General features: G+C 70.2%; 10 protein-coding genes. 2 read left to right on the forward strand and 8 right to left on the reverse strand.

What is annotated here, in order from left to right; genetic code table 11:
- Window positions 1–46: 46 nt before the first annotated feature.
- The 7 genes from pstB to mshD all read right to left on the reverse strand — a co-directional run bounded on the left by pstB (window position 47) and on the right by mshD (window position 9,014).
- Window positions 47–823, reverse strand: a complete 777-nt coding sequence (pstB, locus tag OG207_RS23430; RefSeq protein ID WP_329100494.1) for a phosphate ABC transporter ATP-binding protein PstB — start codon at window positions 821–823, stop codon at window positions 47–49.
- Window positions 824–851: 28 nt separating this feature from the next.
- Complete coding sequence (pstA, locus tag OG207_RS23435) at window positions 852–1,934, reverse strand: phosphate ABC transporter permease PstA (RefSeq protein ID WP_329100496.1); 1,083 nt, start codon at window positions 1,932–1,934, stop codon at window positions 852–854.
- On the reverse strand, window positions 1,934–2,923 hold the full coding sequence (gene pstC, locus OG207_RS23440; RefSeq protein ID WP_030009314.1) for a phosphate ABC transporter permease subunit PstC: 990 nt from the start codon (window positions 2,921–2,923) through the stop codon (window positions 1,934–1,936). Before pstC ends, pstA begins: the two co-directional genes overlap by 1 nt.
- Before the next feature lie 128 nt (window positions 2,924–3,051).
- Window positions 3,052–4,188: a phosphate ABC transporter substrate-binding protein PstS gene (gene pstS, locus OG207_RS23445; protein WP_329100498.1), complete on the reverse strand. Its 1,137-nt coding sequence runs from the start codon at window positions 4,186–4,188 to the stop codon at window positions 3,052–3,054.
- Window positions 4,189–4,435: 247 nt separating this feature from the next.
- The gene (locus OG207_RS23450; RefSeq protein WP_329100499.1) at window positions 4,436–5,401 is read right to left on the reverse strand and encodes a CHAD domain-containing protein; all 966 of its coding nucleotides are present in this window, start codon (window positions 5,399–5,401) and stop codon (window positions 4,436–4,438) included.
- Window positions 5,382–7,646, reverse strand: a complete 2,265-nt coding sequence (locus OG207_RS23455) for an RNA degradosome polyphosphate kinase (RefSeq protein ID WP_329100501.1) — start codon at window positions 7,644–7,646, stop codon at window positions 5,382–5,384. The genes OG207_RS23450 and OG207_RS23455 overlap by 20 nt, the downstream gene beginning before the upstream one ends.
- A gap of 441 nt (window positions 7,647–8,087) precedes the next feature.
- Window positions 8,088–9,014: a mycothiol synthase gene (gene mshD, locus OG207_RS23460; protein WP_329100503.1), complete on the reverse strand. Its 927-nt coding sequence runs from the start codon at window positions 9,012–9,014 to the stop codon at window positions 8,088–8,090.
- 170 nt (window positions 9,015–9,184) lie between these two features.
- Between mshD and OG207_RS23465 the strand changes: the two genes are divergently transcribed.
- On the forward strand, window positions 9,185–11,002 hold the full coding sequence (locus OG207_RS23465; protein WP_329100505.1) for a bifunctional metallophosphatase/5'-nucleotidase: 1,818 nt from the start codon (window positions 9,185–9,187) through the stop codon (window positions 11,000–11,002).
- Between the two features lie 98 nt (window positions 11,003–11,100).
- Here the strand turns inward: OG207_RS23465 and OG207_RS23470 are convergent, their stop codons facing one another.
- Window positions 11,101–11,889 (reverse strand): alpha/beta fold hydrolase, encoded by a 789-nt coding sequence (locus OG207_RS23470; protein WP_329100507.1) that lies wholly within the window; start codon window positions 11,887–11,889, stop codon window positions 11,101–11,103.
- A gap of 126 nt (window positions 11,890–12,015) precedes the next feature.
- Between OG207_RS23470 and OG207_RS23475 the strand changes: the two genes are divergently transcribed.
- On the forward strand, window positions 12,016–12,585 hold the full coding sequence (locus OG207_RS23475) for a TetR/AcrR family transcriptional regulator (protein ID WP_329100510.1): 570 nt from the start codon (window positions 12,016–12,018) through the stop codon (window positions 12,583–12,585).
- The last annotated feature ends 70 nt before the right edge of the window (window positions 12,586–12,655 follow it).

Here is a 12,655-nt window from a genome sequence, read left to right on the forward strand (position 1 = left end):
CTTGCGGTGGCACCGCCATGCAGCACCGCAGGACGCCTGTCCCGGTTTAGCCGAAGCGACCCGAGATGTAGTCCTCGGTCGCCTGGACGGACGGGTTCGAGAAGATCCGGTCCGTGTCGTCGAGCTCGATGAGCTTGCCGGGCTGGCCGACGGCCGAGAGGTTGAAGAAGGCGGTGCGGTCCGAGACGCGGGCCGCCTGCTGCATGTTGTGCGTCACGATGACGATCGTGAAGCGCTCCTTGAGCTCGCCGATCAGGTCCTCGATCGCCAGGGTGGAGATCGGGTCCAGGGCGGAGCAGGGCTCGTCCATCAGCAGGACCTCGGGCTCGACCGCGATGGCGCGGGCGATGCACAGACGCTGCTGCTGGCCGCCGGAGAGGCCGGAGCCGGGCTTGTTCAGGCGGTCCTTGACCTCGTTCCAGAGGTTGGCGCCCTGGAGCGACTTCTCGACGATGTCCGTGAGCTCGGACTTCTTGAACTTGCCGTTCAGCCGCAGGCCCGCCGCCACGTTGTCGAAGATCGACATGGTGGGGAAGGGGTTCGGGCGCTGGAAGACCATGCCGACCGTGCGGCGGACCGCGACGGGGTCCACGCCGGTGCCGTACAGGTTCTCGTCGTCCAGCAGGACCTTGCCCTCGACGCGGCCGCCGGGGGTGACCTCGTGCATGCGGTTGAGGGTGCGCAGGAAGGTGGACTTGCCGCAGCCGGAGGGGCCGATGAAGGCCGTTACGGAGCGGGGCTCCACGGTCATCGAGATGTCGTCGATGGCCTTGTGGGTGCCGTAGAAGGCGGACAGTCCGGAGACGTCGATTCGCTTCGCCATGGGGGTCACTTCGCTTTCATGAGTCGCGTCAGCGACCGGTCTTCGGGGCCTTCCAGCGGGCGATGCCGCGGGCCACCAGATTGAGGATCATGACGAAGGCGATCAGGACGAGCGCTGCGGCCCATGCCCGGTCGTAGGAGGCTTCACTGCCGACCTTGTACTGCTCCCAAATGTAGAGCGGGAGCGAGGACTGGGCGCCTTCGAAGGGGTTGCCGTTGATGAGCTGGGAGCCGAAGACCAGCAGCATGATCGGCGCGGTCTCGCCGGCGATGCGGGCGACGGCCAGCATCAGGCCGGTGGAGATGCCGCCGATCGCGGTCGGGAGCACGACCTTGAGGATCACGCGCCACTTCGGCACACCGAGGGCGAGGGCGGCCTCGCGCAGCTCGTTCGGGACGAGCTTGAGCATCTCCTCGGTGGAGCGGACCACGACCGGCATCATCAGGATCGACAGGGCCATGGCGCCGGCGAAGCCGGACGGGCCGAAGCCGAGCATCAGGTTCCAGGTCGTCAGGATGAACAGGCCCGCGACGATGGAGGGGATGCCGGTCATGACGTCGACGAAGAAGGTGACGGACTTGGCGAGGCTGCCCTTGCCGTACTCGACCAGGTAGACGGCGGTCAGCAGGCCGATGGGGGCCGCGATCAGCGTGGCGAGGGCGACCTGTTCGATGGTTCCGAGCAGGGCGTGGTAGACGCCGCCGCCCTCGTCGAAGCTGGTCACGCCGTTCATCGAGTGGCTGAGGAAGTTGCCGCTCAGGAGCTTCAGGCCGCGGCTGATCGTGGTCCACATCAGCGAGAGCAGCGGGATGACCGCGAGGACGAAGCAGACCCACACGAGGGAGGTCGCGACGCGGTCCTTGGCCTGGCGGCCGTTCTCGATCACCGCGCTGGCGGTGTACGTGACGGCGATGAAGAGCAGTGCCGCGAGCAGACCCCACTGGATCTTGCTCTGGAGGCCGAAGGCGAGGCCGATGCCGCAGCCGAGGGCGATCGAGAGGGCTGCGATGGCCGCCGGGGCCCAGCGGGGCAGGCCGCCGCGGGTGAGGCCGGCGGGGGCGGCGGACTTGCGGGCCCGGGTGGGCCGCTGGTCCTGGATTGCGTGGCTCATCAGGCGTTCGCCCCCGAGAAGTCCTTGCGGCGAGCGATGATCAGGCGAGCTGCACCGTTGACCAGCAGGGTGAGCAGGAAGAGGACGAGACCGGAGGCGATCAGCGCGTCGCGGCCGAACTCGTTGGCCTCGTCGAACTTCGCGGCGATGTTCTGCGCGAACGTGCCGCCGCCCGGGTTCAGGATGTGGCCGGAGATCAGGAAGCTCGGGGAGAGGACGGTCGCGACGGCCATGGTCTCGCCGAGTGCGCGGCCGAGGCCGAGCATCGAGGCGGAGATGACGCCGGAGCGGCCGAAGGGCAGCACCGACATGCGGATGACCTCCCAGCGGGTCGCGCCGAGGGCCAGGGCGGCCTCCTCGTTCATGCGCGGGACCTGGAGGAAGACCTCGCGGCTGACGCTGGTCACGATCGGCAGGATCATGATCGCGAGCAGGATGCCGACGGTGAAGAGCGAGCGGGCCACGCCGACCTGGGTCTTCTCGAACACGTACGTCCAGCCGAGGTACTCGTCCAGCCAGAGGTTCAGGCCGTTGAGTTGCGGGACGAGGAAGAGGGCGCCCCAGATGCCGTAGATGATCGACGGCACGGCGGCCAGCAGGTCGACCACGTAGGCGAGGGGCGCGGCCAGCTTGCGCGGCGCGTAGTGCGAGATGAACAGGGCGATGCCGACGGCGATCGGGACGGCGATGGCCATCGCGACGATCGAGCTGACGACGGTGCCGAAGAGCAGGACGGCGATGCCGAAGACGGGCGGGTTGGCCGACGCGTTCCAGTCGAAGGTGGTGAGGAAGTTCCCCTCGTTCTTCGACAGGGCGATCGAGGCGCGGTAGGTGAGGAAGGCGGCGATCGACGCCATGATCACCAGGAGCAGGATGCCGGAGCCCTTGGAGAGCCCGGCGAAGATCTTGTCACCGGCACGGCCGGTGGATCCTCCGCTACGGGTGACAGGCGGAGCCGTGTCTATCTGGGTGGGTGTGGTGGAAGCCATGGTCTTTCCGGTCTGTGTGGGGGGCAGGCCCCCTGGCGGCGGTGCACCGGATTCCCCCGGGTGAAGGGGAAGGGTCCCGGTCCGGTCCGCTCCCGGACGGGGGAGCGGACCGGACCCGGGGTCAGGATTTAGCCGAGGCCGTTGATGGCTTCGCGGACCTTGGTGTTGATCTCGGCCGGGATCGGGGCGTAGCCGTTCTCGAGGAGGACCTTCTGGCCCGCGTCCGAGGCGGCGTAGTTCAGGAAGGACTTCACGGTCGGGAGCGTCTCGGGCTTGTTGCCCTTGTCGCAGACGACCTCGTAGGTCACCAGGACGAGCGGGTAGGCGCCCTCGGCCTTGGTGGTGTAGTCGAGCTTGAGGGCCAGGTCGGAGCCGGTGCCGGCGACCTTGGCGGCGGCGATGGCCTTGGAGGCGTTCTCACCGTTGGCCTTGACCGGGGCGGAGGCGCCCGTGTTCAGGTCGACGGTCTTGATGTTCTGCGAGCTGGCGAAGGAGAGCTCGAAGTAGCCGATCGCACCGTCGACCTGCTTGACCTGGGCGGCGACGCTGGAGGAGCCGGAGGCCGACTGGCCGCCCGGGGCGGCCCACTTCTTCGCGGCCTCGTACGGCCAGGCGTCGCCCGCGGTGGCCTTGAGGTACTTGGTGAGGTTCTCGGTGGTGCCCGAGTCGTCGGAGCGGTGGAAGGCCTGGATGGCGGTGGAGGGAAGCGTGACGCCGGGGTTCAGCTTCTTGATCGCCTCGTCGTCCCACTTCTTGATCTTGTCGTTGAAGATGTTGGCGACCGTGGCGGCGTCGAGGTTCAGCTTGTCCACGCCGGCGACGTTGAAGCCGAGGGCGATGGGGCCGCCGACCATCGGGAGGTCGATGCCCTGACCGCCGGTGCAGATCTTCTTCGACTCCTCGACCTGCTCCGGCTTCAGCGCCGAGTCGGAGCCGGCGAAACCGACCGTGCCCTGGTTGAAGGCGACGATGCCCTCACCGGAGGAGGAGGACTTGTAGTTCACCTCGACGCCGGAGCAGGCGGCCATGTAGTTCTTGATCCACAGCTCGATGGCGTTCTTCTGCGCGGAGGAGCCGGAGGCCAGGAGCTTGCCCTTGGCGTCGTCGCACTTGATGTCGCCCGCGGCGGCCGTGGAGGGCTTCGCCGAGCCGTCGGCGGTCTTGGTGTTGTCGTCCGAGCCGCACGCCGTGAGGACCAGGGCGCCGGACACGACAAGCGCCCCGAGGGCGGAGGCACGAAGCATGTTCTTGCGCTGAAGCTTCACTTTTCGGGTGTTCCTTCCAGAAGCCGCCGGCCGCTTTCTGTATCGGGGCGGCGTGCGAAGAGGACTACGTCGGTTGTGCGCGGCTGAGCTGCTCGACCTCCGGGCGACTCGCTCCGTGCATCACCGAAATTAGGTAGAACAGGTGAAGCAGCCGACCGGCCCGAGTGAACGGATGGTGAACCGTGGCGGACGACCCGGTGCATCCCGGTCCGGTCACCCATGGCCGTCATCATCCGTTACCCGCACGTTATCGCGGCGTGACCGCGGGTTCGGGGAGCCAGATGTGCTGGAACTCGAGACGGGCGGCCTCGACCTCGTGGCGCTGGTCGGCGTGCAGGACGCCCAGGGCGTAGGCCGTCGCCGGGGCGATGCGCGGGGTGCGGGCCGCCGTCGCCGAGGCGGTCGCCGCCTCGGCCGCGTCACGGTGGCGGTCCAGGGCCTCGCCCGCGGCCGCCGGCCGACTCACGTCCTCGCCGAGCGCCTCCCGCGCGTACCGGTGGACCCGCAGCAGGCGGCGCACCTCGTGCCAGGGCCCGTCGTGGTCCGCGTTGTACGGATGGGCCCCGTCGACCGGGGGCAGCGCCGCGACCGCCGCCGACAGTCGGGTTTCGGCCACGGCGGCCAGCGGGACGAGTACCTCCGTCACCCGGCCCCGGGCCGCGACCGCGTCCAGCGGGACCTCCGAGGCCAGCACCGCCACGGCGTCCGCCACCGCGTGGAAGCGGGAGGAGCCGAGCGCCTGGAGGGTGGCCGAGTGGGCGCGCGTACGGGCCAGGGTCAGCTGCCGTTCCAGCAGCGCGCCCGCCCGTGCCGAGCCCACCGTCAGCGCGCCGGCCGAGCCGCGCGGCGCAGGCAGTTCCGGGGACCCCGACAGCCGGTGCAGGGCCTCCATCAGCCGGGTCAGCCGGGCCGCGTACGCGTGCTCGTCGGCCAGGGTCGAGGACAGCCACACCAGCTCGGTGCGCAACCCGTCGGCCCAGGGGGACTCGGTCACCACCCGGAAGGTGGCCAGGGATCCGCTGATGCGGCGCGCAGCCCCCCGCAGGCTGCGCGCCGCATCGCTCCCTTCGGCGGCATCGGCCCCGCCCGCCGTGCCTTCACCGTGGAGGCGCAGCGCGCGGAGGAAAGCGGTTGCTTGGGCGCGCAGGTACGCGCCGAGCACGGCACCTGCGTCCGCCGTCGCCGTAATCGGGTCATGGTTTGGCTGAGCCACGCCGGCGCCTCCGGGCGTCTATGAGCGTCTCCTGTACGTGCCGCAGCGGCTGGCCGTCCGCATCCGTGCTGTGCCGGGTCCACTCGCCGTCCGGGCCCAGGTGCCAGGAGGAGGTGGCGTCGGACATCCCGGTTTCCAGCATCCGGTCCAGTGCCGCGCGGTGGGCCGGGTCGGCGACCCTGACCAGGGCCTCGATGCGGCGGTCGAGGTTGCGGTGCATCATGTCGGCGCTGCCGATCCACACCTCGGGTTCGCCGCCGTTGCCGAAGGCGAAGACCCGGGAGTGTTCCAGGAAGCGGCCGAGGATCGAGCGGACCCGGATGTTGTCCGAGAGCCCGGGGACCCCGGGGCGCACCGCGCAGATGCCGCGCACCCAGATGTCGACGGGCACTCCCGCCTGGGAGGCCCGGTAGAGCGAGTCGATGAGGGCCTCGTCGACGATCGAGTTCATCTTGAGCCGGACGTAGGCGGGGCGGCCGGCCTTGTGGTGGGCGGCCTCCTTGTCGATCCGCGCGATCAGTCCGTCCCGCAGCGAGCGGGGCGCCACCATCAGCCGGCGGTAGGTCTCGCGGCGCGAGTAGCCGGACAGCCGGTTGAAGAGGTCGGAGAGGTCCGCGCCGACCTGCGGGTCGGCGGTGAGCAGGCCGAGGTCCTCGTAGAGCCGGGCCGTCTTGGGGTGGTAGTTGCCGGTGCCCACGTGCGAGTAGCGGCGCAGCGTCTCGCCCTCCTGGCGGACGACGAGCGACAGCTTGCAGTGGGTCTTGAGGCCGACGAGCCCGTAGACGACGTGGCAGCCGGACTCCTCCAGCTTGCGCGCCCACTTGATGTTGGCCTGCTCGTCGAAGCGGGCCTTGATCTCGACGAGTACGAGGACCTGCTTGCCGGAGTCGGCGGCGTCGATCAGGGCGTCCACGATCGGGGAGTCGCCGGAGGTGCGGTAGAGCGTCTGCTTGATGGCGAGGACGTCCGGGTCGGCGGCGGCCTGTTCCAGGAAGGCCTGCACCGAGGTGGAGAAGGAGTCGTACGGGTGGTGCAGCAGGACGTCCCGCTCGCGCAGCGCGGCGAAGATGTCGGGCGCGGACGCGGACTCGACCTCGGCGAGGTCGCGGTGGGTGCCGGCGACGAACTTCGGGTACTTGAGCTCGGGGATGTCCAGCGAGGCGATCCCGAAGAGGGCGGTCAGGTCCAGCGGGCCGGGCAGCGGGTAGACCTCGGAGGCGTTGACCTTCAGTTCCTGCACCAGCAGGTCCAGGACGCCCGGGTCGATGGACTCCTCGACCTCCAGGCGCACGGGCGGGCCGAAGCGGCGCCGCATGAGCTCCTTCTCCAGGGCCTGGAGCAGGTTCTCGGCGTCGTCCTCCTCGACCTCCAGGTCCTCGTTGCGGGTGACCCGGAACATGTGGTGCGCGAGCACCTCCATGCCGGGGAACAGCTCCTCCAGGTGCGCGGCGATGACGTCCTCGAGCGGGACGTAGCGCTGCGGGGAGGCTTCCAGGAAGCGGGAGAGGATCGGCGGGACCTTGACCCGGGCGAAGTGGCGGTGGCCGCTGACGGGGTTGCGCACGACCACGGCCAGGTTCAGGGAGAGGCCGGAGATGTACGGGAAGGGGTGCGCGGGGTCCACGGCCAGTGGGGTCAGCACCGGGAAGATCTGGTTGCGGAACAGGGTGAAGAGGCGGGCCTGCTCCTTCTCGGTGAGATCGGGCCAGCGGATCAGGTGCACGCCCTCCTCGGCGAGGGCCGGGGAGATGTCCTGCTGGAAGCAGGCGGCGTGCCGGGCCATGAGCTCGCGCGAGCGCGTCCAGATGAGGTCCAGCACCTCGCGGGGCTGGAGGCCCGAGGCCGAGCGGGTGGCGACGCCCGTGGCGATGCGCCGCTTGAGGCCGGCCACGCGCACCATGAAGAACTCGTCGAGGTTGCTCGCGAAGATCGCCAGGAAGTTGGCGCGCTCCAGCAGGGGCGTGGTGGGGTCCTCGGCGAGCTCCAGCACCCGTTCGTTGAAGGCGAGCCAGCTGCGCTCCCGGTCGAGGAAGCGTCCCGGCGGGAGCTCGTCGCCGTCCTTGTCGTCGTAGGCGTCCAGATCCGCGTCGAGATCGGGCTCCAGGTCGACGTGCGGGCGGTGCGCCGAGATGGAGCCTATGCGGGCGTGGGCTCCGGTGGCGGACCGGCCGGGGGTGGCGGCGGGGGTGTGAGACGGGTGCTGGGCGGGGACCTCGGTGGGGCCTGCGCTGGGCTGGTGGCTCATGACTCCATTGTTCCGCGCAAGCGGCAGGACAGGCGCGTCGGAAGGGTTCGCCGTCAGTCGGAGTCGGGGCTGCATTGGGGGAGAGTCGCAAGCGCTTCTGAATGCCTGGTTAATGGCGTGTGGCTTCCCGGGTCCGGATGGCGCACGAGTCGCCTCCCGGCGGGGGTGGCGGGGGCCGGTGCGGTTTGCCTCCCGGCGGGGGTGGCGGTGCGGTGCGCCCCGGCGTGCGCGGGTGCGGCGCCGTTGCGGGGGCTCCGCCCCCGGGCCCCCGCCGGGCGCTGCCCGGACCCGCGCCTCAAACGCCGGCGAGGCTGGTTTTGCCGCGCCTCAAACGCCGGCGAGGCTGGTTTTGTCGCGCCTCAATCGCCGGCGGGGCTGGTTTTGTCGCGCCTCAATCGCCGGCGGGGCTGGGCGTGGACCCGGAGCGGCGCCGCAGGCGGATCAGCTTTCCGTGCGGTACATCAGGTCGACCTCGTGGGTGGTGAAGCCGAGGCCCTCGTATACGGCCAGGGCCGCCGGGTTGTCGGCGTCCACGTAGAGCATGGCCGTCGGCAGGCCCTGGGTCGCCAGGTGGCGCAGGCCGATCGCGGTGAGGGCCTTGCCGAGGCCGCCGCCCTGGGCGCCCGGGCGTACGCCGACCACGTAGACCTCGCCCAGCTGCTCCGCCGCGTGGACCTTCGTCCAGTGGAATCCGACGAGCTCGCCGTCGCGCTCCGCGAGGAAGAAGCCCTTGGGGTCGAACCAGGGCTGCGCGATCCGGTCGTCCAGGTCGCGCTGGGTCAGCGAGCCCTGCTCGGGGTGATGGGCGAAGGCGGCCGCGTTCGCTGTGAGCCAGGCCTTGTCGTCGGTGCCGGGCACGAAGGTCCGTACGGTCACCCCCGGCGGGAGCACCGGCTCCGGCAGCGGGTCCCCGCCGGCCAGTGGCCGGCGCAGCTGGCGCAGCTCGCGGAAGAGGGTCAGGCCGAGTACCTGCGCGAGGTGCCGTGCGGCCGACTTGCCGCCGTGCGCCCATACCCGCAGCCGCTTGCCGGAGGCGGCCAGCAGGGCCGTGCCCATGGCGCGCCCGTGTCCGCGGCCGCGCAGGGCCGGGTGCACGACGAGTTCGGCGGCGGGGGCCTCCACCGGGTCGGTGTCCTCCAGTTGCCCGTAGGCGGAGAGCCGGCCGCCTTCGGTGAGCAGGAAGTGCCGGATCCCCTCGCGCGGTCCGCCGCGCAGCTGGAGCCGGCCCTGTTCGGACACGGCGGTGGTGCCGTCGGTGCGTGCCGCGTCCTCGATCAGGTCGAGCACGGCGATCGCCTGTTCCTCCGTCAGCTCGTCGAGGGTCTGAATCTGCCGTCCCGGCTCGAGGGCCGCTGCTGCGTCAGTCATGGCACGAGCCTACGACCGCCGCGGGTGACGGGCGGAGTGCGGGTTGGGGGGTCGGTCGTTCTTCTGCACGTAACCAACGCGATACTCCTACCCACTGGTAGAGCTACGCGCGTTGACCATAGGCTTCGGCGGACCTCCCACATTCTCCCGCTGCCACATAAGGGGATTAAATGTCAGTGACGCCACAACGGCACCGCCGAACCCGCCGGTTGACCCTCACCGCCCTCGCCGTCACCGCCGGCGCCGGGGCCATGGTCGCCGCCGCACTGCCGGCCGGTGCCGCGAGTGGTGGCGGTGCGGCCAAGAGCCGGACCGTCGACGTGCAGATGCTGTCGTTCAACGACTTCCACGGCACTCTGGAGCCCCCGCAGGGCTCGTCCGGCACCGTGACCGAGCGTCAGGCCGACGGCACCACCAAGGCCATACCCGCGGGCGGTGTCGAGTACCTGGCGACCAGCCTGCGCGAGGCCCGCAAGGGTCACGAGTACTCCGTCACGGCCGCGGCCGGTGACATGATCGGCGGCAGTCCGATGCTGTCCGGGCTCTTCCACGACGAGCCGAGCATCGAGGCGCTGAACAAGATCGGTCTGGACGTCTCCAGCGTCGGCAACCACGAGTTCGACGAGGGCAAGACCGAGCTGCGCCGCATGGGTTACGGCGGCTGCCACCCGGTCGAGGGCTGCTTCGAATTCGGCAAGGAGTTCACCGGCGCCCAGTTCCAGTACCTCGCGGCCAACGTCACGGACGTGAAGACCAAGCGTCCGCTGATGTCGCCCACCTACGTCTGGAAGAAGGGGGACGTGAAGATCGGCTTCATCGGCGTCACCCTGGAGGGCACTCCGGACGTCGTGACCGCCGAGGGCGTCAAGGGCCTCAAGTTCGGCGACGAGATCGAGACGATCAACAAGTACGCCGCCGAGCTGAACAAGCAGGGCGTGAAGTCGATCGTCGCGCTGATCCACGAGGGCGGCCTGCCCGCCAGTGGCGCTTACAACTACGACTGCAACGTCCCGGGCGCCGGCTCCGGCATCTCGGGCGCGATCGTGGACATCGCCAAGAACGTGGACTCCAAGGTCGACGCGCTGGTCACCGGCCACACGCACCAGGCGTACGCCTGCAACATCCCGGACCCGGCGGGCAACCCGCGCACGGTGACCTCGGCCGCCTCCATCGGCCGCCTGTTCACCGACACCACCCTCACCTACGACCGGCAGACCAAGGACATCGTCCGTACGCCGGTCACCTCGCCGAAGCCGATCAACAAGATCGTGGGCCGGGACCAGCCGAAGGCCCCGGACATGACCGAGCTGATCGACCGCTGGAAGGCGCTGGCGGCCCCGATCGCCAACCGTCCGCAGGGCTTCATCTCGGCCGACATCCCCGGCCGCGGTTCCGAGGCCCCCGAGAAGCCGCTCGGCGACCTGATCGCCGACGCGCAGCTCGAAGCGCTCGCCCCGGCGGACAAGGGCGGTGCGCAGCTGGCCCTCATGAACCCGGGTGGCATCCGCTCGGACCTCGCCTACAAGGCCTCGGGTGACGAGGGCGACGGTGTGGTGACGTACGGCGAGTCCTTCACGGTCCAGCCGTTCACCAACATGATGAACATCGTGGACCTGACCGGCGCACAGCTGATCACCGCGCTTCAGCAGCAGGTCAGCGGTCCGGTCAACGGCCCGAACCCGAAGATCCTGCAGGTGTCGAAGGGCTTCACGTACACCCTGGACTCGACCAAGGCGGGCGCGGACCGCATCGTCGTGGACTCGGTGAAGCTGAACGGCGTGCCGCTCGACCCCGCCAAGACCTACCGAGTCGCGATGAACGAGTTCCTCGCGGGCGGCGGTGACGGCTTCACCGTCCTGAAGGAGCACAAGAACAAGCTCGTGGGCGCGTCCGACCTGGACTGCTTCAACGCCTACCTGACGAAGAACTCCTCGGCGGCCGCCCCGATCGCCCCGCCGGCGGCGAACCGCATCACCGTCATCAAGTAACCCCCGCACACAGCGCGCCCGAAGGGGCGGTGGGCCGGTCGGCCCGCCGCCCCTTCGGCGTTTCCCCGTGCACCCCCGTGGCGCGGGGACCGGACGGATCAGAGGGCGGCCAGGAACGTCCCGACCGCGGTGTGGAAGGCGTCCGGGTCCGTGAAGGGCACGAAGTGGTCGCCGTTCAGGGGGGTGTACGAGGTCTTGGGGCGGCGCGCGACCATCGCGTCGGCGGTGTCCCGGCGCAGGGCCTGGCTGTGGACCCCGTGGATCAGTACGGCCGGGCAGGTGCTCGCGAGCCAGGCGTCCCAGTGGTCGCCCCGGCAGGCCTCGATGGAGTCGAGCATGTCCTGGGGGTGGAACGGTAGCCGCCAGCCCTCGCCGGAGGGGAGCGGGCGCAGGGCCTGCTCTACGAACTGGGCGCCCACCGGCCCGGCGGCTTCGAGGAGTTCCTCGCGGGTGGGGGCGGTGTACCGCATGCCGTGCAGGAAGTCGAAGAGGGGGCCCTCGGTGGTGGGGTGGATCTCGACGGTGGCGTCGACGTCGACGAGTGCGGAGATCCGATCGGGGTGGGCGGCGGCGAGGTGGTAGGCGTTGAGGCCGCCGAGGGAGTAGCCGAGGAGGGCCACGGGGGCGTCCAGGCCGAGGTGGTCGAGGAGGGCGACGGCGTCGGACACGTAGCCCTCGCGGCGGTAGTGCGGGGCCCGGTCCGAGCCGCCGTGGCCGCGCTGGTCGGGGGCGATGACCCGCCAGGCGTCGCCGAGGTGCGCGGCGAGTCCGGCGAAGGCGAGGCCCTCGGACAGGCCGCCGTGCAGGGCCAGCAGTGGGCGGCCGGTGCCGCCGGAGTCCACGTAGGACAGGGTGCGGTCGTCGATCTTCATCTCGTGGCGCTGCATGGTGTTCCTCCCCGTTTCGTCGGTCTTCTGATCTGACGGTGCCTGAAGCCTGCCAGGATTTAGGCAAGCGCGCAATACAGATGTATTGGGCGCTTGCGCAAGATCTGCCGCGGCTACGATCCCCGCATGGGAAATCGCGAGGACCTGCTGGCCGGAGCGCGGCGCTGCCTGGAGGAGAAGGGCTACCTGCGCACGACCGTGCGGGACGTCGCCACGGCCGCGGGGGTGAGCATGGCCGCGATCGGCTACCACTTCGGATCCCGGGAGGCCCTCCTCAACCAGGCCCTGTTCGCCGCCATGGAAGAGTGGGCCGCGGGGTCCGGTCGGCTCACCGGTGAGGGCGAGACCGCGGGGGAGCGCTACGCCGACACCTGGGACCGCAAGATCCGCGACTTCGGCGAGATGCGCTGGCTCTGGCTGGCCTCCGTCGAGGCCTTCGTCCATGCGCAGTCCTCGCCCGAACTGCTCGCGATCCTCGCCGAGGGGCAGCGCCGCAACCGGCGGATGGTGGCCGCGGCCCTGCGCGGGGTGCCGCAGGAGGAGGTCTCCGAGGCGGACGTACGGGCCCTCGGCTCGATGCACATCGCGCTGCTCAGCGGGGTGATGGTGCAGACCCTGACCGATCCGGAGCAGGCCCCCGACGGCCGCGAGCTCCTCCAGGGGCTGCGGTCCATGGTCGAGCTGCTCGAGAGCTGACCGCTACCGACAGGTAGTAAAGCTGACGTGTGCACGCCATAATCCGGCCATCATCGGGTCGGCGAAGGGG

The sequence above is a fragment of the Streptomyces sp. NBC_01439 genome (genome assembly GCF_036227605.1).
Taxonomy (GTDB): Bacteria; Actinomycetota; Actinomycetes; order Streptomycetales; family Streptomycetaceae; genus Streptomyces.

Bases quoted from the DNA above. Each gene is read 5' to 3' on its own strand.
- OG207_RS23455 (WP_329100501.1), bottom strand. From the start codon at position 7,646: ATGAGCCACCAGCCCAGCGCAGGCCCCACCGAGGTCCCCGCCCAGCAC.
- pstB (WP_329100494.1), bottom strand. From the start codon at position 823: ATGGCGAAGCGAATCGACGTCTCCGGACTGTCCGCCTTCTACGGCACC.
- mshD (WP_329100503.1), bottom strand. From the start codon at position 9,014: ATGACTGACGCAGCAGCGGCCCTCGAGCCGGGACGGCAGATTCAGACC.
- OG207_RS23470 (WP_329100507.1), bottom strand. From the start codon at position 11,889: ATGCAGCGCCACGAGATGAAGATCGACGACCGCACCCTGTCCTACGTG.
- pstA (WP_329100496.1), bottom strand. From the start codon at position 1,934: ATGAGCCACGCAATCCAGGACCAGCGGCCCACCCGGGCCCGCAAGTCC.
- pstC (WP_030009314.1), bottom strand. From the start codon at position 2,923: ATGGCTTCCACCACACCCACCCAGATAGACACGGCTCCGCCTGTCACC.
- OG207_RS23465 (WP_329100505.1), top strand. From the start codon at position 9,185: ATGTCAGTGACGCCACAACGGCACCGCCGAACCCGCCGGTTGACCCTC.
- OG207_RS23475 (WP_329100510.1), top strand. From the start codon at position 12,016: ATGGGAAATCGCGAGGACCTGCTGGCCGGAGCGCGGCGCTGCCTGGAG.